The 20,430-nt window shown below is 31.5% G+C and carries 18 protein-coding genes, 7 tRNA genes and 1 rRNA gene; 6 read left to right on the top strand and 20 right to left on the bottom strand.

The features are described from left to right. The first annotated feature begins 1 nt into the window (after position 1). The 3 genes from ileS (at position 2) to MJ_RS05095 (ending at position 4,978) form a co-directional block, all read left to right on the top strand. Complete coding sequence (ileS, locus tag MJ_RS05105) at positions 2-3,121, top strand: isoleucine--tRNA ligase (protein ID WP_010870461.1); 3,120 nt, start codon at positions 2-4, stop codon at positions 3,119-3,121. Positions 3,122-3,219: 98 nt separating this feature from the next. Then, positions 3,220-4,344, top strand: coding sequence for a tRNA (guanine(10)-N(2))-dimethyltransferase (locus MJ_RS05100; RefSeq protein WP_010870460.1), 1,125 nt, complete (start codon positions 3,220-3,222; stop codon positions 4,342-4,344). Between the two features lie 4 nt (positions 4,345-4,348). Next, positions 4,349-4,978 carry a family 16 glycoside hydrolase gene (locus MJ_RS05095; protein WP_064496674.1) on the top strand — a complete coding sequence of 210 codons (630 nt, stop codon included), beginning with the start codon at positions 4,349-4,351 and terminating at the stop codon, positions 4,976-4,978. Between the two features lie 21 nt (positions 4,979-4,999). On the opposite strand, the gene MJ_RS05090 is transcribed toward MJ_RS05095, so the two are convergent. Continuing rightward, positions 5,000-5,362 carry a winged helix-turn-helix transcriptional regulator gene (locus MJ_RS05090; RefSeq protein ID WP_010870458.1) on the bottom strand — a complete coding sequence of 121 codons (363 nt, stop codon included), beginning with the start codon at positions 5,360-5,362 and terminating at the stop codon, positions 5,000-5,002. 188 nt (positions 5,363-5,550) lie between these two features. On the opposite strand from MJ_RS05090, the gene MJ_RS05085 reads away from it, so the two are divergent. Together MJ_RS05085 and MJ_RS05080 are read left to right on the top strand one after the other, a co-directional pair. Continuing rightward, the gene (locus MJ_RS05085) at positions 5,551-6,795 is read left to right on the top strand and encodes a hypothetical protein (protein WP_064496673.1); all 1,245 of its coding nucleotides are present in this window, start codon (positions 5,551-5,553) and stop codon (positions 6,793-6,795) included. Between the two features lie 102 nt (positions 6,796-6,897). After that, a tRNA-Ile gene (locus MJ_RS05080) sits at positions 6,898-6,975 on the top strand. 238 nt (positions 6,976-7,213) lie between these two features. Here the strand turns inward: MJ_RS05080 and MJ_RS05075 are convergent. From MJ_RS05075 to MJ_RS05060, 4 genes are all read right to left on the bottom strand, one after another. Next, positions 7,214-9,169, bottom strand: coding sequence for an ATP-dependent DNA helicase (locus MJ_RS05075; protein WP_010870456.1), 1,956 nt, complete (start codon positions 9,167-9,169; stop codon positions 7,214-7,216). 51 nt (positions 9,170-9,220) lie between these two features. Continuing rightward, entirely contained in the window at positions 9,221-10,192 is a 972-nt protein-coding gene (locus MJ_RS05070) for a tetratricopeptide repeat protein (protein ID WP_064496672.1), read from the bottom strand. 34 nt (positions 10,193-10,226) lie between these two features. Continuing rightward, positions 10,227-11,183 (bottom strand): tetratricopeptide repeat protein, encoded by a 957-nt coding sequence (locus tag MJ_RS05065; RefSeq protein WP_010870454.1) that lies wholly within the window; start codon positions 11,181-11,183, stop codon positions 10,227-10,229. Between the two features lie 373 nt (positions 11,184-11,556). Next, positions 11,557-12,378, bottom strand: coding sequence for a YkgJ family cysteine cluster protein (locus MJ_RS05060; RefSeq protein WP_209320023.1), 822 nt, complete (start codon positions 12,376-12,378; stop codon positions 11,557-11,559). Positions 12,379-12,460: 82 nt separating this feature from the next. Here MJ_RS05060 and MJ_RS05055 point away from each other — a divergent pair, with 82 nt between their 5' ends. Then, a complete protein-coding gene (locus MJ_RS05055; protein ID WP_064496671.1) occupies positions 12,461-13,192 on the top strand; it encodes an ABC transporter permease in 732 nt (243 codons plus the stop codon). Between the two features lie 26 nt (positions 13,193-13,218). On the opposite strand, the gene purD is transcribed toward MJ_RS05055, so the two are convergent. From purD to MJ_RS04980, 15 genes are all read right to left on the bottom strand, one after another. Then, positions 13,219-14,553: a phosphoribosylamine--glycine ligase gene (purD, locus tag MJ_RS05050; RefSeq protein ID WP_010870451.1), complete on the bottom strand. Its 1,335-nt coding sequence runs from the start codon at positions 14,551-14,553 to the stop codon at positions 13,219-13,221. Positions 14,554-14,616: 63 nt separating this feature from the next. Continuing rightward, the gene (locus MJ_RS05045) at positions 14,617-15,117 is read right to left on the bottom strand and encodes an MJ0936 family phosphodiesterase (protein WP_010870450.1); all 501 of its coding nucleotides are present in this window, start codon (positions 15,115-15,117) and stop codon (positions 14,617-14,619) included. 94 nt (positions 15,118-15,211) lie between these two features. After that, complete coding sequence (locus MJ_RS05040) at positions 15,212-15,838, bottom strand: DUF434 domain-containing protein (protein ID WP_010870449.1); 627 nt, start codon at positions 15,836-15,838, stop codon at positions 15,212-15,214. After that, on the bottom strand, positions 15,819-16,439 hold the full coding sequence (locus MJ_RS05035; protein ID WP_064496670.1) for a 4Fe-4S binding protein: 621 nt from the start codon (positions 16,437-16,439) through the stop codon (positions 15,819-15,821). The genes MJ_RS05040 and MJ_RS05035 overlap by 20 nt, the downstream gene beginning before the upstream one ends. 80 nt (positions 16,440-16,519) lie before the next feature. Further along, positions 16,520-16,597: transfer RNA gene (locus MJ_RS05030), tRNA-Asp, on the bottom strand. A gap of 46 nt (positions 16,598-16,643) precedes the next feature. Further along, positions 16,644-16,758 (bottom strand): 5S ribosomal RNA (rrf, locus tag MJ_RS05025). A 13-nt stretch (positions 16,759-16,771) separates the two neighbouring features. Beyond that, positions 16,772-16,845 (bottom strand) — tRNA-Lys (locus MJ_RS05020). An 83-nt stretch (positions 16,846-16,928) separates the two neighbouring features. Then, positions 16,929-17,005, bottom strand: a tRNA-Tyr gene (locus tag MJ_RS05015). Between the two features lie 8 nt (positions 17,006-17,013). Further along, positions 17,014-17,091: transfer RNA gene (locus MJ_RS05010), tRNA-Pro, on the bottom strand. A 14-nt stretch (positions 17,092-17,105) separates the two neighbouring features. Continuing rightward, positions 17,106-17,182: transfer RNA gene (locus tag MJ_RS05005), tRNA-Thr, on the bottom strand. 86 nt (positions 17,183-17,268) lie between these two features. Then, entirely contained in the window at positions 17,269-17,970 is a 702-nt protein-coding gene (locus MJ_RS05000) for a TIGR00297 family protein (RefSeq protein ID WP_209320022.1), read from the bottom strand. A 29-nt stretch (positions 17,971-17,999) separates the two neighbouring features. After that, positions 18,000-18,071, bottom strand: a tRNA-Arg gene (locus MJ_RS04995). A gap of 179 nt (positions 18,072-18,250) precedes the next feature. Then, entirely contained in the window at positions 18,251-18,454 is a 204-nt protein-coding gene (locus MJ_RS04990; RefSeq protein ID WP_010870446.1) for a histone family protein, read from the bottom strand. Between the two features lie 141 nt (positions 18,455-18,595). After that, complete coding sequence (gene thiI, locus MJ_RS04985) at positions 18,596-19,717, bottom strand: tRNA uracil 4-sulfurtransferase ThiI (protein ID WP_064496669.1); 1,122 nt, start codon at positions 19,715-19,717, stop codon at positions 18,596-18,598. Between the two features lie 10 nt (positions 19,718-19,727). After that, the gene (locus tag MJ_RS04980) at positions 19,728-20,360 is read right to left on the bottom strand and encodes a cobalt-precorrin-8 methylmutase (RefSeq protein ID WP_010870444.1); all 633 of its coding nucleotides are present in this window, start codon (positions 20,358-20,360) and stop codon (positions 19,728-19,730) included. Positions 20,361-20,430 lie beyond the last annotated feature (70 nt).

Below are 20,430 nucleotides of genomic sequence, written 5' to 3'. Positions count from 1 at the left end.
GATGAAAAAAGTAGAGCCTGTTAATTTTAGAGAGTTGGATAAGAAGATAAAAAAGTTCTGGGAAGAGAATGACATATATCAAAAAGTAAAGAAAAAGAATGAAAGAAATAAGGAATTTTATTTTGTTGATGGTCCTCCATACTGTTCTGGAGCTATACACTTAGGGACTGCATGGAATAAGATAATTAAAGACACTTATCTAAGATTTAAGAGAATGCAAGGTTATAATGTTTTGGATAAAGCTGGATGGGACATGCATGGATTGCCAATAGAAGTTAAAGTTGAAAATGAATTTGGAATAAAGAACAAGAAAGAGATAGAAACAAAAATTGGAGTAAAGCAATTTATAGAAAAGTGTAAAGAATTCGCTTTAAAACATAAGGAAATTATGGAAAAGCAATTTAAAAACTTAGGAGTTTGGTTAGATTGGGAAAACGCCTATATGCCAATAACTAAGGAATATATGGAAATTGGATGGTGGACATTAAAGGTTGCTCATGAGAAGGGATTATTAACAAGAGATTTAAGGGTTGTCTATTGGTGTCCAAGATGTGAAACTGCCTTAGCGGAGCATGAGGTTAGAGGAGAGTATAAGGAAGTTTATGACCCATCCGTTTATGTAAAATTCAGATTAGCAAATGAAGAAAACACATACATTGTTATTTGGACAACAACACCATGGACTTTAGTTGCTAACTTGGCTGTTACTGTCCATCCAGATTATGACTATGCATATGTAGAAGTTGAATTTGATGACAAAAAAGAGGTTTGGATTATTGCTGAAAAGTTAGTTGAGGAAGTTATAAACAAAGCTAAAAAATTCCATAACATCAAAAACTACAAAATAATCAAAAAAGTTAAAGGAAAAGAATTGGAAGGTATAAAATATATTCATCCATTATTAGAAGAGAATGAGAGACAGAAAGAATTTGCAGAATTAGAAAATGCTCATACAGTTATTTTAGGAGAGCATGTAACCTTAGAGGGAGGAACTGGGTTGGTTCATACTGCCCCAGGACACGGGGAAGAGGACTTTGAAGTTGGTAAAAAATACAATTTGCCAATCTATTCACCAATAGACGATGAAGGTAAATATGTAGAAGGAAAATGGAAGGGCGTTTTTGTTAAAGATGCGGATGCTGAAATAATTGAAACCCTAAAAAACAAAGGATTGTTAGTTTATGCTGGAAAGATAAAACACAGCTATCCACACTGTTGGAGATGTAAAACTCCTCTATTATTTAGAGCTACAGAGCAGTGGTTCTTAGAGATATCAAAGATTAAAGATAACATTATAGAGCATGCTAAAACAGTTCAGTGGATACCACACTGGGTTGAAACAAGATATATAAATGGAGTTAAGTTCGTTGGAGACTGGAATATAAGTAGGCAGAGATACTGGGGAATCCCTATTCCAGTATGGGTGTGTGAGAAGTGTGGAAAATACATTGTTGTAGGAAGTGTTGAAGAATTAGAAGAGAAGATGATAAATAAAGATGAAGTTGGAGAGATTAATGATTTACACAAACCAACAGTTGATAAAATAAAGCTGAGATGTGAATGTGGAGGAGAAATGAAAAGAGTTCCAGATGTCTTAGATGTTTGGTTTGACTCTGGTTTAGCTCCTTATGCTTCAATTGGAGTAAAAGAGCTTAAAAAAGCAGACTTTATAACAGAGGGACATGACCAAGTTACTAAATGGTTTTATTCACAGCATGCACTCTCAGCAATAGTATTTAACGATATTCCATACAAAAAGTGTTTAATGCATGGCTTCACTTTAGATGAGCATGGAGACAAGATGAGTAAGAGTTTGGGTAATGTAGTTAATCCAGATGATGTCGTTGAAAAGTATGGGGCTGATTTATTAAGGTTTTATTTATTGAGTGCAAATAAGGTTTGGGAAGATTTAAGGTTTGTATGGAGTGAGATGGATGATGTTTTAAGCTTATTCAACACTTTATGGAACGCCTATATGTTTGCTGTAAATTACATGGTGTTAGATAACTTTAAACCAGATGAAAAATACTTTGAATATTTAAAAGATGAGGATAGATGGATTGTAAGCAGAATAAACAGTGTTGCTAAGATAGCAATTGAAAATCTTGAAGTCCCATACTTCCACACATACACTTGGACATTAAAGGATTTCATATTAAATGACTTAAGTAGATGGTATATTAGGTTGATTAGAGACAGAACATGGAAAGAGAAGGATGACGCTGATAAATTAGCAGCATATCAAACACTCTACTATGTCTTATTAAAGTTAGCTACAATATTGGCTCCAGTAGCTCCACATACTGCTGAGGCAATATATCAAAACCTAAAAACAGAAGATATGGAAGAAAGTATCTTCATGAATAAAATAGAGGTTGATGAAGAGTTTATTGATGAGGAGTTAGAGAGAGATATGGCAATAGTTAGAGATGTCGTTGATGCAATCTACAGAGGAAGGGATAGGATAAAATACACCTTAAGATACCCATTGAAAGAAATAACTATTGCTGGTGGAGAAGAGGTTAAAAAAGCTGTAGAGAGATTTGAATACATAATAAAAGAGCAAGGTAATGTTAAAAATATCAAATTTGGAGAGGTTGAAGGTAGCAAGTATATAATAAAGCCAAACTACAGAGAGTTAGGTAAGAGATATAGAAGTGAGGTTCCAAAGGTTGTTGAGGCATTAAATAAAGCAGATGCTAAGGAGTTGATGGAGAGGTTGAAAGAAGGAGCTGTAATATTAGATGGATATGAGATTAAGCCAGAATATGTTGAAATTAGATTGGAAATTCCTGAACATATAGCAGGAGTTGAATTCTCAAAGGGAACTGTCTTTATAAATACCGAGATTACTGATGATTTGATAAAAGAGGGGCTAATGAGAGAGGTTATAAGAAGAATCCAAGCTATGAGGAAGGATATGGATTTAGATATTGAGGAGAAGATTAAAATTAAAGTTGAGGGCATTGACTTAGATGAATTTAAGGAGATTATTGAGAGGGAAGTTAGAGGTCAGTTTGTTGATGAGATAAAGGCAGATTACGAAAAAGATTGGGAGATAAAAACACCAAATGGAGAGAAATACAACGTTAAAATTGCTATTGAGAGAATAAATAAATAAAAATTTCTTTTTAGTTTTCTTTAATACTTTTACTTTTATTTCTATTTTTAATTGTTTTTAATTTATAAAACTAAGACAATATTATTCTGTGTGATAATATGATTCTAAAAGAGGGGGAAGTAGTTTTTGAAGTTCCAGATAAATTGACAGTTACAAAAAAGGATGAGGTATTTTATAATCCAAGAATGAAAACATGCAGGGATATAAGTATAGCAGTAATTCAGGCATTTCTAAATTTGTATCATAAGAGAGATAAGTTTTACATTGCTGATGCTTTGGCTGGAAGTGGAATTAGGGGGCTTAGATACGCTAAAGAGCTTGAGTTTAATGGAGAGTTAAAGGTTTTTTTAAATGATATAAATCCAAAAGCTTATGAGAAGATAATAAACAATGCCAAATTAAATGAGATTGAGAATATAGATGTTTTTAATGAAGATGCCAACACATTTTTATCTAAGCATTTTAGATTTTTTAATGTTGTTGATATAGACCCGTTTGGCTCTCCAGCTCCTTATGTAGAGCAAGCAATTAGGGCTTTAGTAACAAGAAATGGTTTGCTCTGTTTAACAGCAACAGATACAGCGGCATTATGTGGTAGGTCTAAAAAATCATGCTTAAGGAAATACTTGGCTTATCCATTATTTGGTAGGGATTGTCATGAATTTGCATTGAGGGTTTTAGTTGGATATGTTATGAGAATGGCTACAAAATATGAGCTTGCTTTAAAGCCAGTATTTTGCCATGCCACAGACCATTATGTTAGAGTTTATTTAGTTACGGATAGGGGAGCTAAGAGGGCTGATAAGGTTTTTGAAATGCTTGGCTATGTTAAGGATGTAAATGGAATTAAAATAATTAAAAAATTTGAAGAAGGTTATGAGAAAGGATTTGCTGGGCCTTTATATATAGGCAATTTGTATGATAAAGCTCTTGTTGAAGAGGCTTTAAAAATAGCTGAAAAGAGGGAGTTTAGTGAAAGAGTTTTAAAGATTTTAAATGCCATTAAAGGAGAATCTGCTATAAATCAAGTTGGATGTTATGACACTCACCAAATTGGGAAAATGTTAAAGATTTCAGTTCCACCAATGCAAGATATTATAAACAAGCTAAAAGAGATGGGATTTAATGCAGTTGTAACTCACTATAATCCGAAAGGAATAAAAACTGATGCAACATTAAAGAATGTTATTGAGGCAATATATCAATGTACCAAGATTAGGTGAAATTATGAATCTTAAAGAACTTACTGTAATTTTGATTATCCCAATTGTATATTTGGGAGTGTGTGGTTGTTTTGAAATTGTCCCAAAATCCTTTTATGATAATTTTTCTTCGTATAATGTGGGGGATAAAGCACCGTTTGGAGAATGGAAAGTTAAAGAAGGGGGATTTAAGATTGAGGCCATATTAAGCGAAGATAAAAAAACACTAAACAAAGTTGCAGTACCAATAAACAATGGAATAATATATATTGATAAAAACTATACTGACTTTAAGTTTATTGTTGATATAAAGCGATTAGAAGAATCAGATAGCCCAAAGATATACTTCAGATTGATAAATAATGCAAATGCTGGATATTATATTGATATAGAAGGATTTGATAGGGGGTATGTTCTCTACAAATTTAATGGAACTAAGGTTGAAAAATTGGCTGAATCTTACGATGCCGCTCCTGCTGGCACAGATTTTTATAGGTATGAAGTTGTAGCAAAAGATAATAAGATAATCTTCCTTGCAGGAGGGCAGAAATATATTGAATACACTGACAATAATACACCAATACTTAAAGGTGGAATAGGAATTGGAGGGGGTAGAGCATACTATGACAACGTTAGAGTTGAGCCAATAGAATAAAAATTATATTAAGATTTTCAATCATTTATTATGAATATTAACAATTTTTGCGTTGATGATATTATGATTTTTTCCATTAATAATTTGAATGATGATATTTTGATTATTTTTTGAATTTTCAATAATTTTTTCTACTTCATATAATAATAGTGCCTTTTTTCCTAATGGTGTTAATTTATAGTATGTTTTTGGTAATGCCTGTTTGTTGTCTTCTTTCCTTTTTGATATTAATCCCAATTTTACCAATTCATTTAATGTTCTGTTTAAACTGCTCATATGAGTAGGAATTTCTTTATGAATTTGACTAAAATGGAGTTCTCCTTTTTCATTAAGTAGTTCCAAAATTTCTTTAACATATTTTTTGCTTAGTATCCCAATAAGCATGATTTAGCCCTTTTATGATTTTTTATTTTTGCTTTTTTGAGAATTTTCATATTTATACGATAATTAACATTTTTGCTAAATTTCACAAAAAAGAGAAAAGTTTATATTTGTGTATAGTTATATCTATGTTAGTAAATATGCTAAATTTAACAAAAATGTTAAAAGTGGAATTTAATTAGGTGATAACAATGGACACGATAAGAAAAGCTTTAGTTTGTTTTAGCATACTCTCTATTTTGGTTTTAGCTTGTGGGTGTGTGAATACTCCAGAAAAGATAGATATAAATATTAATTCAAATACGAATAATGGAGAAAATACTGAAAAACCTATAAATCAAGAAAATCAAAATGTTAATAATGTAGAAAATAAAAAAGAAAGTCAATCAACACAGAATATTCAAAGTTATGAAAATAAAGAAATTAAAAATCAAGAAAATCATCCTTTACAAAGTAATCAAAATTATGAACAGACCAATGGTAATTTTAATGAAGAGAATGAAAATGCCATGACTAATGTTGGAGAGTCAGAAGTAAATTATAATAATGAACCAGCATATAATTATTATATCGAAATAACTTATCCAGATGGCACTATTCCTGATAAAATAGAAGAACAAATGTTGTATTATATTAAAGTCATTGACCCAATAGTTGGAGGGTTAGCAGGAATTGACATATATGTTGATGGCAACTACATTGGAACATTAGATGATGTATACGGGATTGTAGAGTGTGTATTCTATGAGCCAGGTTATCACACAATAACAGCAGAAGATAATGGAAAAATTTTAGCATCTAAAACTGTATATGTTGAGGAAGGGACTGCATACAACAGTGGAGAATCCGAAAATTATGATGAGTATGATAATAATTATGAAAGCAATGACTTACAACAAACACAAACTCAGTTTTCAGAAATAGAAGTATATGTGGATGATATAAAACCCAGTAATAGTATTATAATTACAAAATTAGCTATGAATCCAGGTTTTTTAGCATCAATAAATGGAATCTCTCCAGACATTGGTGTAAATATAGAAATGGAAAATGGAGAAAAAATAAATTTAAAATATGTTTCTATGGATGTAGATTTAATAATAGATAATCCAAATTCAGAGAGTATAACAATCGATAAAATAATCTTAAATATGTTTGATGATGAAGGTCATAGTTTAGGACGAGGAGAGGTATCAAATATAGTAATAACACCAGGAGAAAATCCAGTAACTGTTAAAGTAAATATACCGATTAATAAGATGGGATATGAAATCCTTAGAAAATTAAGTGGAGAAGAAGTTTTTGCTGAAATATCTGGAAGTGCATATATTGAAGGCAGTGGGGAAGTCCCATTTAGTGGAGAGGCGGATTTATTGCCACCATTACCTACACCACCATTCCCACTACCTCCATTGCCACCATTTCCAACTGAATAACAAAATTTTAAATCTTTTACATTTTTATATCTCCAAATTTACCAATAACCGAAAAGTATATATACTACTTATTATTATTTAATTTTTGCTTCTGGTGGTTGTAGGGCGGTGGCTCAGCCTGGTTAGAGTGCTCGGCTGATAACCGAGTGGTCCGGGGTTCGAATCCCCGCCGCCCTACCATATTTTTTATTTCCATAGGGCTATCGCCCTATTGGGATACCCAGAGCGGGGCTTCACTACGTTCAGCCCCACTGTAATCTAAGAGACATTGCCGAGCAAAGCGAGGCAATGTATCCTGTTTTGATGAACCTTTTACTAAAAGGTTCGTTTGAATCCCCGCCGCCCTACCATTTTTTTATTTTAGATAATAATATTTGTTAATTTAGTTTTATCAATTAATAAAACTAAAAATAAAAATTTAATTTTTAAACTGACTCATAAACTTTGGAATATATTTTATAGCCATATCCAAACTCATAACCTCATAGTTATCTTTTAGATAACCTTTTTCTCTCATAACTCTTCCTACCCAATCTGCGAACCTCTTATCCTGTATAACTACAACTCCATAATCATTCTCAGTTCTTATTAATCTTCCAATCATCTGAACCAATGTCCTTGCCATTCTATCAAATGATGTCATTAAAAAAGCTCTCCAATGAGCATCCCTAACTCCTCTAATTTTAAATCTCTCTTCCAATATCTTCTGCTCTCTCAATATTAAAGGAGTGGGAACTGGGAATGGAAGGGAGTCAATAACAACTCCAACCAATGCCTCACCAGGAATATCTACTCCTTCAGCAAACCTCCCAGTTGCTAACAAAATTCCTCCAATCTTTTCAAATCTCTCTTTTAGCTCTTTAGCTTCTTTTCCATCCATACCTTGCTCATACACATGGATATTTTTATTTTTAATATTTGTTTTTGTAATCTCCCTTTTTAGATATTTATAAAAACTATCTAAATCCTCAAAGCTCTTAAATAAAACTAAAGAGTTTCCATTTATTGCTTCCAATATTTTTAATAAATTTTTATTTGCTTTCTCTCTATCTTTCCTTTCGTATTTCATATCAACGCCATCTTTTAAAGCTATAATTTTCTTCCTATTCTTTGGAAATGGACTCTCTAAAATTAAAAATTCTGCTTTATCTAAACCTGTCTTTAAAGCATGCATCTTTAAATTTCCAATTGTTGCTGAGCAGTGGATAACTACAGCATTTCCATAAAGTTCTTTTAGATGAGAGCTTACAAAAACTGGCTCACATAATAAAGAATTTCCACTTCTATAAACTACATAATTTTCATTAATATATCTTAAATTTTTAATATTTTCTATAAATTCCAAAAGATATAGGTCAGATAATTTCTTTTTATGGATAAAATCAAGCTCTATAGCTATTAAAGCTTTATTGTCAATTTCAAATCTAAGTTCCTCTCTATCAATTTCCTCATTTTCATTAAATCTCAATATTTTATTCTTTATGTTGTTTATTTGATAATATGCATCTAAAATAGCCCCTAATACAGCAAGTTCTGTCTTATATTTCCAAGAGCTTAAATTTTCTCCATCAAAAATAATTGTCTCTTTGCAGATATCTATATTGATGCCTCTACTTGTTAAATATTTTTCAATAATTTCCCAAAAATTTTCGTCTCCAATATCCAATCTCTTTTTTAAAATATTGGGAGCATAATGTATAGCCATATATTTTAATCTATTAATTGGTAATTCTGGATTTATAATTATTGTTGATGTATTTCTTATACTGCTTTCCAATTTATGGGCTTCATCACAAATAATTATATCAATATCTCTTTTTGCCTCAATATCTTCCTTAGCATAGTAAAACATACTGTTATTCATAACCACAATATCAGCTAAGATACTCTCTATTTTTGCCTTTTGATATTCACAGGTGCAGTATGGGCAGTAGTAAATAACTTTATCCCCTAAATTCACTGGTTGTTTTTTTGTTCCACAATAGCAAATTGGTCTTTTATTTGGTCTATATAAGCATTTTTTATTCAATTGGCAATATAGTCTATTAGCCTTTCCTCCTTTTGATTTGCAAATAAAGTTACTTTTTCCCATTAAGAATGCAACCTTTAAATTATGCCTTAGAGAACTTAAATCCTCATAAATCCTAACCTGCTGGTCTATCGTTTCTGTTAATATTAAAACTCTCTTTCTTCTCTCTGCAAAGTATAAAGCAGGAATTAGATAGCCTAAAGTTTTTCCAACACCAGTTGGTGCTTCAACTATCAAATTTCTCTTATTTTTTATACACTCGTAAATTTTTAGCATCATCCTTTTCTGTGGCTCCCTAACTTTAGGATATGGAAACTTCTCTTTAATATACCCTTTAAATTCCATAAAAATCCCTTTACTTTAAATTATAGAAAAAATAATAAAAAAGAGGAAATATTATTCTCCATGGTCTTTGTGAATATTTTCTACAGCCTTGTTATAATATTCAATTGCTGCTTCGATATTTCCCTGCCTCTCATAGATTCTTGCTTTACTCAAAAGTGCCTTTATATAATGTGGTTGTAGTTCAATAACTTTTTCATAGCATTTTAATGCTTCATCCAGCTTTCCCAATCTCTCATATAATTCCCCTTTAAAATACCATAAAGCCACGTCATCTTTTCTTATCTCCAATCCTATATTTATGTATCTTTCAGCATCTTTTAAATCGTCAAGAGCTAACATCAAAGAAACAGCATGTCTTATGGCATCTATCCATTTTACATTTAGTTCATCTATCAATTTTTTGAAACATTCAAGTGCCTCCCTAAATTTACCCATTCTCTTTAACAAAACACCTTTTAAATATAAGGCATTTTTATCATGTGGCTTTAACTCTAAGGCTCTATTTAAACATAGTAATGCATCTTCATATCTCCCCAATTTTCTTAGGATTTCAGCCTTTTTAACCCACATTGGGACAAAGTTTGGAGTATATGTTAATACCTCATTATAGCATTTTAATAGTTCATCATACTCTCCTAAGAATTCTAAACAAATCGTTTTGAGTAAAAATGCTGATAAAAATCTATTTTCAATGCCCAACGCTTTGTTGTAACACTTTAATGCTTCATCACAATTTCCTGACATTCCATACAGTTGCCCAACAAACACCCATGTAATTGGATTTTTTGATTCATAGCTTAGCAATTCTTCAAATGTTGTAATTGCTTCTTTTATTTCTCCTTTAGCGGATAATGCTAATCCCTTCAAAAACAAAGCCAAATAGAAATCAGGCTCCAATTCCAACGCTTTATCAACATAATAAAGTGCTTTTATTAAATTTCCCTCAAATAATTCTCTATAAGCTCTTAAAACATTAGCCACGGCTTCTAAGGTATCCACTCTTGGAGTTCTCTTTCTATTCATACGCATATCACCATAAAAATAAAGGATAATAATTTTATCTATCAAGTGCTTTATTGTAGCACTCTATAGATTCCTCTATTCTTCCAAGTTTTTCTAACACCCTTGCCTTAGCAAGTAAAGCTTTTGTGTGATGAGGCATCAGCTGAATAGCCTTATTATAATATTTTAAAGCTTCTTCAAATTTATTTTGCTTTTCGTATAATTTACCTTTAAAATACCATAAACTTGCATCGTCGGGCCTTAACTTTAGTCCCATCTCAATATATTTCTCAGCTTTATCCAGTTTATTAAATAGAAAGGATAAGTAAATAGCTTCCCTAATAACTTCTATCCACGTTACATTTAGTTCATCAATAAGTTTTTCATAGTATTTTAATGCTTCATCACAATTTCCTATTCTATTTAGTATTAACGCCTTTAAATATATTGCATTTGTATCATTTTCCTTTAATTCTAATACTTTATTTACACATGCTAAAGCTTCTTCATATCTCCCTAATTTACGTAACATATTTGCTTTAATTATATAGGCAGGAATGAAATTTGGAGCGAACGATATTAATCTATCACAACACTTTAATAATTCGTCATATTTACCTGAAAGTCCTAAACATAATACCTTAAGGAAAAATGCTGTAGCAAATTTCTCTTCAATACCTAATGACTTCTCATAACATTCCAAAGCGTTATCAAAATTTCCCAATAGCTCGTAAAGTTGGCCAAGAAGAGCATAAGCTACCGGGTCATTTGAATTACTTGTAATATCTTCAAGACATTCTATAGATTTATTAATATCACCCAAAATTGCCAAAGATATCGCTTTTAAAAATTTTGCAAATTTAAAATCAGGATTCAACTCCAATGCTTTATCAAGATAATATAATGATTCTAAAAGATTTCCCCTGTCTCTATATTCATATGATTTTATTAAATAAGTTAATGATAATAAAACATCAGAAGTTTCTTTTAATTTTTTATTTTTTATTTCCATATTTATCCACCAAATAGAAGATTGGAGTTATTTGTAATATTTTTATATCACAAGATTTCGGACACTCAACTTATTATTATCGTTAATAATCCCTATATTAAAATTATGTATCATCATCAGAAATACTATAGGACGTTCCACAGAATATAATCTTTATAAAGAATTGAATATTTAAAGGCATCTAAATATCTTATATTAAGTATATGAATATGAAAGTCCTCTACCAAAATTGTGGATATAGAGTTTTCATCTTTTATTATGATTTTTATTATGATTTTATAAGAATAATATAGAATAATAATGCTTATAGTTTGGGGAGTAACTTGATTTTTAATTGTGGAAGAAATCTATCTTACTAAAGCGAGTATTATAGCTATTTCAAATTTAAAAATAATTTTTTATCAACTTCCCCCTCTCCCTTAAATACATTCTTGTATTTGGTCAAATAATTTCCTATATTTATGAGCTTATTAACCTCTCTATAGAAAGGAAGTTTTCTAAAATGTTCTCTTCTATTTAATTCTAATAGGTATCTCAAAATTTCCTCTTCATTTTCTTTAGTATTGTATCTTTGTAGATTATTCTTTATTTCATCAATCTCTTCGAGATTTAATTTATTTATTTTATTTCCAAAAATTTCTCTACATCTTTCAAACATCTCATCAAATGTCTTACTGCTAAAAATATATCTTCCAAAATCTTCCCTCTCTTCCCAATCAACTCTAAAATTTTCAAATATTTCTGTCTTACTACTATGTTCCATTCCGTTCTCTATAATCTCTTCAAACATATCAAAATAAAGCTCTTTTATTAATTCTATAGCCTCATTAACAACTTTTTTACTGATTTTTCCTTTTTTAATGCCACTACAATAATGTTTTATAATTAGGAGAGGAGTTCCATCCCATTTAATCATGCAACTGAAAGGAAAAATCATGCACATCAATGGTTTAAACTCATAGCCCTTCTCTAAATGAATTCTACATAGGTTGTTATTTAATAAAACACAACCCTTTTCATTAACTTTTAGCCTATATTTAAATTCTCCTTCACAAGGTTCTATGGCATATTCGTAATCTTTAAGTTTTAATCTATCAAAATAGTTTAAATATATCCTCCAACCTTTACATGAGCAACAGTAAGCACAATTTATGCATTCATAGGTTATTCCCTTAAAGGTTATCTCCCAATCCATGGGCATCACTTTAAATATAATTTTTATGATATTATTTTATATTTGACAGAATTCAATAAAATTGATTATAAAAGTTATGGTGATGTTATTGATAGAGCTTACTTATGCCTTTATTTTTGTTATTATTGCAGTTCTTATTGCATATAGGGAAAAGTTGGGCATTGAGAAAAAAATCCTTTATGTGTCAATTTTAGCTTTAATCCAGCTGTTTATTTTAGGATTTGTTTTGCTCTATATATTTTCATTTGGAATGGTTGGGGCATTTTTAATGATTGGTGTGATGATTACCTTAGCATCCTATCTTATAATGAGAGAAATTAACTTAAAAAATAAAACAAAACTCTTTATTTGTCTATTTATTACGTTTTTAACAACTACAATAGTTTCATTGGCAGTATTAACAATTCCAAAGGTTGTCAAATTTGAGCCGATATATGTAATTCCACTAATGGGAATGGTCATTGGAAATACAATGAACACCATCCATTTAGCATTAGATAAAATAATAGACATGGTTAAATCAGAGAGGGATATTTTGTGGGGATATTTAGCTTTAGGAGCTACTGAAATAGAAGCATTAAGACCATTTATAAAAAATGCTGTAAAGTCAGCAGTAATACCTCAAATGAATAGAACAAAGTCAGTTGGGGTTATATTTATCCCAGGGGCTATGGTAGGGATGTTGTTGAGTGGAGCAAATCCCATATATGCTGCAGAGATTCAAATTATCATTATGTGGATGATTCTAAGCTCTGCAGTAATTTCTGGGATTTTGATATGCTACCTAATGTATAAAGAGATTATTAGAGCATAAAAAAGGTTTTAAAATTTAATTAAATTTTATCTTCTTAATTCGTTCATCTTCTCTATTCTCTTTTTAATTAACTCTTTTTTACCAATATCACTTCTGTGATATACTTCTCCTTTAATATATTTAGTTGCCTCCTCAGCAATTCTCTCAGCTTCTTCAATTGTATCAGCAACTCCAACCACAGCAACAGCCCTTGAACCAGTCATATATAAAGACCCATTATCCTCATTAACTGAAGCATAATGCAATATAGCTCCAGTTTTCTTAATTGCTTCTTCATCAACAGTTATTGGCTCTCCCCTAACTGGGTTATCAGGATATCCCTTTGGAACAACATACTTACAAACAGTAGCTTTGTTTTCAAACTCAACGTCAATATCTTTAAGTTTTTTATTTACTATTGCCTCACAAACCTCTAAGAAATCATTCTTTAATATAGCTAATAAGTTCATTGCTTCAGGGTCTCCAAATCTTGCATTGTATTCAATAATTTTCGGCCCCTCTTTTGTTAGCATAAACTGTCCATATAAAATTCCTTTGTAACCTCCAACCTCCTCCTTTAATGCTTTAACAGTCTCTTCCATAATCTCTTTTGCTAACTTAACATCCTCTTCTGTCATAAATGGTAGTTTATGGTCTGGGCATGAGTAAGAACCCATACCTCCTGTTATACTTCCTTCATCCCCCTCTAATGCATGTGGGTGGTCTTGGACAAATGGTGTAAATTTAATAGTATCTCCATCAACAAATCCGTGTAAGGTGAATTCAACTCCTTCCAATTTTTCTTCAATTAAGACCTTTCCTCCCCCTAAACCAGTTTCAAAAATCTCTTTAGCATATTTCTTTGCCTCTTCATTATCTTTTAGCTGTTCTCCAACTACCTTAACTCCTTTACCTCCTGTCAATCCAACGGGTTTAACGACTGCTTTAATACCTTTCTCAGTTAATTCATCAATAAAGCTTTCTAACTCTTCCCCATACTCTTCAAAAGCTTTATACATTAAAGAACCTTTTATATTGTATTTTTTGAATAAATTTCTCATGAATTCTTTGTTTGTTTCTATTTGTGCTGCTAACTTTTTAGGACCAACTGCTGAAATTCCCATTTCCTCTAACAAATCAACAACACCTTCCCCTAAAGGAGCTTCTGGACCTATAACAGCCAAATCTGGTTTAACTTTTTCAGCAAACTCTTTAACCGCATCTAAATCAGTCTCTTTAGCTAACTTTATCTCTTCTGATAATCTTGCAATTCCTGGGTTTTTGTTTTTCATTAATGTGTAGAGCTTTACTTCTTCATTCTTTTTTAGAGCGTGAGCTATTGCACTCTCCCTTGCTCCTCCTCCAATCAATAAAATTTTCATAATCTCACCTTTTGCTTTTGGATTAATGTAATAATAAAAAAGTAAAAAAGTGGTTTAAATCTTTTACTCTAACACTATCTCCCTATACTCCTTCTTTTCAGTGTCTAATATCCCAATGGTAGGAATGCCAGTTAAGTAACCGCAACATTCTCCTGGGTTTATGACTAAAACATCATCAACCTCCTCAAAAACCCTCTCATGTGTATGTCCATAAATAACAACATCATACAAACCAGATTTAATAGCCATCTCTAAAACAGATTGATGATGCCCATGTGTTATAAAGAATTTTAGGTCATCAATTTCAACTGATATAAAATCATCAATTATGTTCTCTTCATTTATATCCTTCAACCATTCCTTTAATTTGCATCTCTCCCCATCGTTATTTCCATAAGTGGCTATGATATTGGCGTTTAAGTTTTCAAACTCTTTTATAACAAACAAACTAACAAAATCCCCACAATGAATAACAGTCTCAACATTTTCATCATTAAAAATCTCTATAGCTTTTCTAATATTGGGTAAGTGGTCATGGGTATCGCTCATTATCCCAATTTTCATTCTATCGCCTCGAAGATATTTTATAATGGAGAATATTTTATAACACTATCTATGTCATTATCTCTTATATAACAATTTTTTAATGAGAGAAATATTATTTCTTTTTTAAATATTCAATTGCTTCAGCTATTAAATCAACCACATACTTTACATTTTCACTTTTAATTATTACACTGTCTGATGTTGCAACAACTTCTTTATTTTTAAGCTCGTAGTCACAATTTTTAACACAAAAAACCTCTCCTTCAATACTAAAAGCTTTCATTTTTTCTCTAATCTTTTTAGCCAATATTCCACTTTTTGATACTTGTGCATCTAAATAAATAACAGCTTTAATATTGTAATGCTTAAGAATCTCCAATAAAAGAGATATGGCTTTGTCACTGTATTCATTTATCTTGTATTTACCATAAACGTTTTCAAAATCTCTGTAAATATTGTCATCACATAAAACAATTTTATTTCCTTTAATTAAAGCTTCTAAACTAATAAGAACATTAAAACCATCTATGTATATGGTTTTTCCTTTAAAATCTTTTAATTTTTTAAGCTTTCTTTTAGTTAATTTAATTTCTTTATCGCTGTGAGTAGTTCTAATAATTTTAAGCCTATCCTCTTTACTTAACTTATAATGATTTGCTACAAAATTTAAAGCAACATCCTTTTTATAGCCCCTATTTATCAAATATTTAAAATCTTCTTTAGCTTTCTCTATGCTCATAATTTCCCCTTATGGGACAGATTTCTTCACATTCCCTACAAAATATACAGCTGTCTATATCTACTTTAACAATTAAGGAGTTTATGTATTCATCGGGTGTCAAAATAGCTTGTAATGGACATTTTTCAATACAACTTAGGCAGAGCTTGCATTTCTCCGGGTTAATTTCTTTATTTATTATATCGATAGCTTCACATTCACACAACCCACAACTGTTACATCTATCTTTTAAAATAACGGGTGTTTTTGGCTTAGGAATTTCTTTTTTTATTATAGGTATTGGACAAAATAAAACACAAACTCCACATTTTGTGCATTTATCAGCATCTATGGTAAATCTATCTTTTATTATTGCGTTGTTTGGGCATACATCAACACAAGTTCCACAAACAGAGCATATGGTTTCTCTAAAGCTAAATATTTTTATTGCATTTGTAGGGCATACATCTACACATAAACCACAACCAATGCACTCAGTTAATTGTATAGGCTTAGTTTTTGAAGGTTTTGAAAACTTATTCCTATTTGTTAAAAAAATGCTTCTTATTAAGGTTTTTATCAATCCTGCCCCTTTAAAAATTTTGTAAAATTCTTCTTCCATAAACCTCACTTACTTAAGATATTTTAAAAATATTTAAATTTATCGATTAATTGTTCTAAAATAAAAAGAAGCCCGGCAAATGGCGCCCTGGCCGGGATTTGAACCCGAGTCACGGGAGTGACAGTCCCGTATGATAGGCCGGGCTACACCACCAGGGCATAGTAATGCCAAGGATTACCTTGAGAATTTAAAATAATAAAAAGTGGCCGGCGGCGTCGCCCCTTTCCCGCCAGATGGCAGTACTCGGGGCATCGCTGGGGGGCTTAACTTCCGAGTTCGGGATGGGTTCGGGTGTGGCCCCCCCGCTATGACCGCCGTACCAAAGGAAATAGCGGGCCCGAAGGGATTTGAACCCTCGACCACCTGGTTAAAAGCCAGGCGCTCTGCCAGACTGAGCTACGGGCCCTCTTCAGCCCTTAGCTCGTGCGCGTTTCAAACATATCGCATTTCTCATATATATACTTTTCGGTTCTCCCCATAAATGGGAGATGGTCCGGCGGGCCGGATTTGAACCAGCGACATGCGGATCTACAGTCCGCCGTTCTACCAGGCTGAACTACCGCCGGACACGAAGTGGTGGGCCTGCCCAGATTTGAACTGGGGTCTCAGGATCCCAAATCCCAAAGGATAGACCAGGCTACCCCACAGGCCCACTGAAGAAGAGAATGGAGCCCCGGGGGGGATTTGAACCCCCGACCACCTGATTACAAGTCAGGCGCTCTACCAGGCTGAGCCACCGAGGCTCGTTTGCAGTATTAGTAAATTACAGATGTTATATATAAACTTTTCGGTGATTAAATCATTTAGTTATTTTGATGTATTTTAACCCCTACAGAGTACAATAAATCAAAACTCCAATTATTCCACCAACAATAGTAGCTATTAAATTAACGTGTTCATTATTTAAAATTCCTTTTCTTTCAAATAATGCCCCAACTAAGCTATCAGCTAAGTTCCCAGCTATTCCACCAGCTGTGCCACATAAAACAATTTTAATATCACCAAATAGTAAATATCCAAACAACCCTATTAAAAACGCTCCTAAGACTCCAGCTAATGTACCAAATATTGTAATTGCTCCATCAGTTCCTTTTTCAACAACTTCGAAGGTAGTTATTAATCTCGGCTTTTCGTTAGATAATATTCCAAGTTCTGAAGAAAAAGTATCTGATGTAGCAGCAGCTATTGATGATATGTATCCAATTAAAGCCCAGTTGAATCCAAATATAGCTAAAATTGCAAATAATATTGGAATTAAACCATTTGCTAATACATTTTTTAAACTTCTACAAGTTTCATCCATTTTTTTAGCTTTCTTTTTTTCTAAACCGACTCTACTCACCAAAACCCCTAAAATAAAAAAAGATAGAAGTAATATCAAATATTTAAATCCACAGAAATAAAGTAATATAAAACCCATAATAGATGATCCAATGACTCCCTCATTATCTAAGCATCTACTCTTTTTAATCATCAATGCCAATACACATATAATTAAGATAGATACGAATAATCTTATCAAGGTTTCCATTGTATCAACTTCCAATATAAATTAAATGAGGCCCTGGCCGGGATTTGAACCCGGGTTTGGGGATCCGAAGTCCCCCGTGATATCCTCTACACCACCAGGGCTTAATAAGCTATTATATGGTATTTTTATTTTTTAAATTAATTTTAATAACTTTGAGAGCCTATACTGATAACTTTCCCCAAAATTAATAATAACAAAAAGCTATACGAAAAACCAACATTAAATTTTCATGCAAGAATAAAAATAAACAAAAAAATAAAAATTTAAAAAATTCATTAATTTATTGTTTTAATGCTAATTTTATGTCTTCGACTTTTACTGTTTTTCTTTTTGCGTGCTTAGCTAATTCAACTGCTTCTTTTGCAATCTCTAATGCAATCTCTTCAACTGCTTCAGCCAAGTATTCTGCAGCTGCTCTGCTAACTCTCTCAGCACCTGCTTTTTTCAAGATTCTTTCAAATGGTGCAACTGGAAGCTCAGCCATAATACCACCTCAGAAGTTTTACAAGGATTCTTTTATTAAAATAGGGTATTTAAAATTTTCGGTTTAGATTTAGTGTTTATGATAGTTTATCTTATAAAATAAAACCTTATATTGGGAAATAGGAATTTTTATAAAATGTCTTTATACAAGTTTGACTTTTTCCTTTATTTTTTTGACTTCTTCTGGTTTAGCAATGGTTTTTGGATGTTTTGGAAGATACGGACATTTTATTTCTTTTTCAGTAGATATTTCATAAGTTCCAATCTCTTTAGCTATTTTCACAATATCATTCTTATCTAAACCAATTAAAGGCCTTAAAATTGGATAATTTATATTTTCACTTATGACTCTCAAGTTCTTTAATGTTTGGGAAGCTACCTGCCCCAAGTTATCTCCTGTAACAATAGCATCACAATCTAAATATTTTGCATATTTTTCAGCGACTTTTAGCATTTTTCTTTTACAGAATATGCATGTATAATTCTCTTTTTTAATACTTTTAAGTTTTTCTACAATATCCTCAATATCTTTTTTGTAATCATAGACAACAAACTCCAATTCGGTATCATAGTCACTTAAAACCTCAACAATCTTTCTAACTTTATTTAATGCTTCTTCACTCATCTTTAAATGTAACAAAACAGCTCTACAACCTCTTCTAATCATCATAAATGCAGCTACAGGGCTATCTATTCCATCAGATATTAAGCAGAGAACTTTCCCCTGGCTTCCTGCTGGTAATCCTCCAATTCCTTCATATTTTTCTGTGAAAATATATGCTCCATCATTTAAAATCTCTATTCCCAAAACAATATCTGGATTTTCTAAATCAACTTCTAATCCGAGCTTTTCAACTATAGCTTCCCCAACTTTTTTATTTACTTCAACTGATGTGAATGGGAATTTTTTATAGCTCCTTTTTGTTTTAACTGCAAAAGTTACTTTTTCTTTATTTAGAGTTTTTAATTTCTTCTTCATAATTTGAACTGCAAAACTTACAATTTCGTTGATATCCAATGGACACTCATAAACTGGACTGTAGGAAACAATACCAGCAACTTTTTTTAATAACTTTAGAGCTAAATCTTCTTTATCTTTTGTGTTTATCTTGACTAACAATTTCCTATGTAAAATTTTAACCTCTGCATCAATCTCATATTTTCTAAGCAATTTTATAATGTTTTTTCTTAAGATTTCCTCTAAGTTTTTTCTAATTGGGTCTGATTTTAATCCAATTTCTCCATATCTAACTAATATTTCCATTTTACTCACCTTAAGCTTTTTCATTTTTTGCATAGGCAATAATGCCGTTAATTATGGCAACAGCTACTGGAGTTCCTCCTTTTGGGCCTATGGTTGATATACTTGGAACATTTACCTCTCTAAGTGCTTCTTTTGATTCTGATGCCTGAACAAACCCCACTGGAACTCCAACAATTAATTTTGGTTTTATATTTTCTTCTTTAACTAATCTTATAACCTCAAACAATGCAGTTGGGGAGTTTCCGATAACTACAATTCCATCATCTATCAAATCCTTAGCCAATCTCATTGAAGCTACTGCTCTTGTTATCCCCTCTTTTTTAGCAACTTCATAGACATCTGGATGATTTATAAAACAATGTACTTTATTATATCTAATCCCAGCTTTAATCATATTTACATCAACTATTATTGGTTTTTCTTCCTTTATAGCTTTAATTCCTTCCTCTATTGGGTTATTTTTAAACACTAAAAGTTTGGCATACTCAGGGTCTGCTGTAGCATGAACTACTCTTTCAATAATTCCCATTTCTTTTTCGTTGAATTCATTTATTCTGTCTCCTAAAACCTCTTTTATTTTATTTCTAACGATTTCCCTTGATTTATTTGCTATATTTAATCCATCTTTTGATATTGCTCCCATAAAATCCATAAAAATCACCAAAACTGAAAATATAGAAGTTAAAAATAGAAAAAATAGGATAAGCCATTAT

This window comes from Methanocaldococcus jannaschii DSM 2661, assembly GCF_000091665.1.
In the GTDB taxonomy this organism is placed as follows: domain Archaea; phylum AGJL01; class Methanococci; order Methanococcales; family Methanocaldococcaceae; genus Methanocaldococcus; species Methanocaldococcus jannaschii.
The sequence above is the reverse complement of the archived record's forward strand: the minus strand, read 5'-3'. Positions and strand labels throughout refer to the sequence as shown.

Excerpts from the sequence above, each read along its gene's own strand:
- MJ_RS04980 (WP_010870444.1), bottom strand. The coding sequence starts at position 20,360 with ATGGGAGCAATATCAAAAGATGGATTAAATATAGCAAATAAATCAAGG.
- MJ_RS05070 (WP_064496672.1), bottom strand. The coding sequence starts at position 10,192 with ATGAATAGAAAGAGAACTCCAAGAGTGGATACCTTAGAAGCCGTGGCT.
- thiI (WP_064496669.1), bottom strand. The coding sequence starts at position 19,717 with ATGGAAATATTAGTTAGATATGGAGAAATTGGATTAAAATCAGACCCA.
- MJ_RS05085 (WP_064496673.1), top strand. The coding sequence starts at position 5,551 with ATGGACACGATAAGAAAAGCTTTAGTTTGTTTTAGCATACTCTCTATT.
- MJ_RS05060 (WP_209320023.1), bottom strand. The coding sequence starts at position 12,378 with ATGGATTGGGAGATAACCTTTAAGGGAATAACCTATGAATGCATAAAT.
- MJ_RS05035 (WP_064496670.1), bottom strand. The coding sequence starts at position 16,439 with ATGGAAGAAGAATTTTACAAAATTTTTAAAGGGGCAGGATTGATAAAA.
- MJ_RS05095 (WP_064496674.1), top strand. The coding sequence starts at position 4,349 with ATGAATCTTAAAGAACTTACTGTAATTTTGATTATCCCAATTGTATAT.
- MJ_RS04990 (WP_010870446.1), bottom strand. The coding sequence starts at position 18,454 with ATGGCTGAGCTTCCAGTTGCACCATTTGAAAGAATCTTGAAAAAAGCA.
- MJ_RS05055 (WP_064496671.1), top strand. The coding sequence starts at position 12,461 with ATGTTATTGATAGAGCTTACTTATGCCTTTATTTTTGTTATTATTGCA.
- MJ_RS05075 (WP_010870456.1), bottom strand. The coding sequence starts at position 9,169 with ATGGAATTTAAAGGGTATATTAAAGAGAAGTTTCCATATCCTAAAGTT.
- MJ_RS05065 (WP_010870454.1), bottom strand. The coding sequence starts at position 11,183 with ATGGAAATAAAAAATAAAAAATTAAAAGAAACTTCTGATGTTTTATTA.
- MJ_RS05100 (WP_010870460.1), top strand. The coding sequence starts at position 3,220 with ATGATTCTAAAAGAGGGGGAAGTAGTTTTTGAAGTTCCAGATAAATTG.
- MJ_RS05045 (WP_010870450.1), bottom strand. The coding sequence starts at position 15,117 with ATGAAAATTGGGATAATGAGCGATACCCATGACCACTTACCCAATATT.
- MJ_RS05040 (WP_010870449.1), bottom strand. The coding sequence starts at position 15,838 with ATGAGCATAGAGAAAGCTAAAGAAGATTTTAAATATTTGATAAATAGG.
- ileS (WP_010870461.1), top strand. The coding sequence starts at position 2 with ATGAAAAAAGTAGAGCCTGTTAATTTTAGAGAGTTGGATAAGAAGATA.
- MJ_RS05000 (WP_209320022.1), bottom strand. The coding sequence starts at position 17,970 with ATGGAAACCTTGATAAGATTATTCGTATCTATCTTAATTATATGTGTA.
- MJ_RS05090 (WP_010870458.1), bottom strand. The coding sequence starts at position 5,362 with ATGCTTATTGGGATACTAAGCAAAAAATATGTTAAAGAAATTTTGGAA.
- purD (WP_010870451.1), bottom strand. The coding sequence starts at position 14,553 with ATGAAAATTTTATTGATTGGAGGAGGAGCAAGGGAGAGTGCAATAGCT.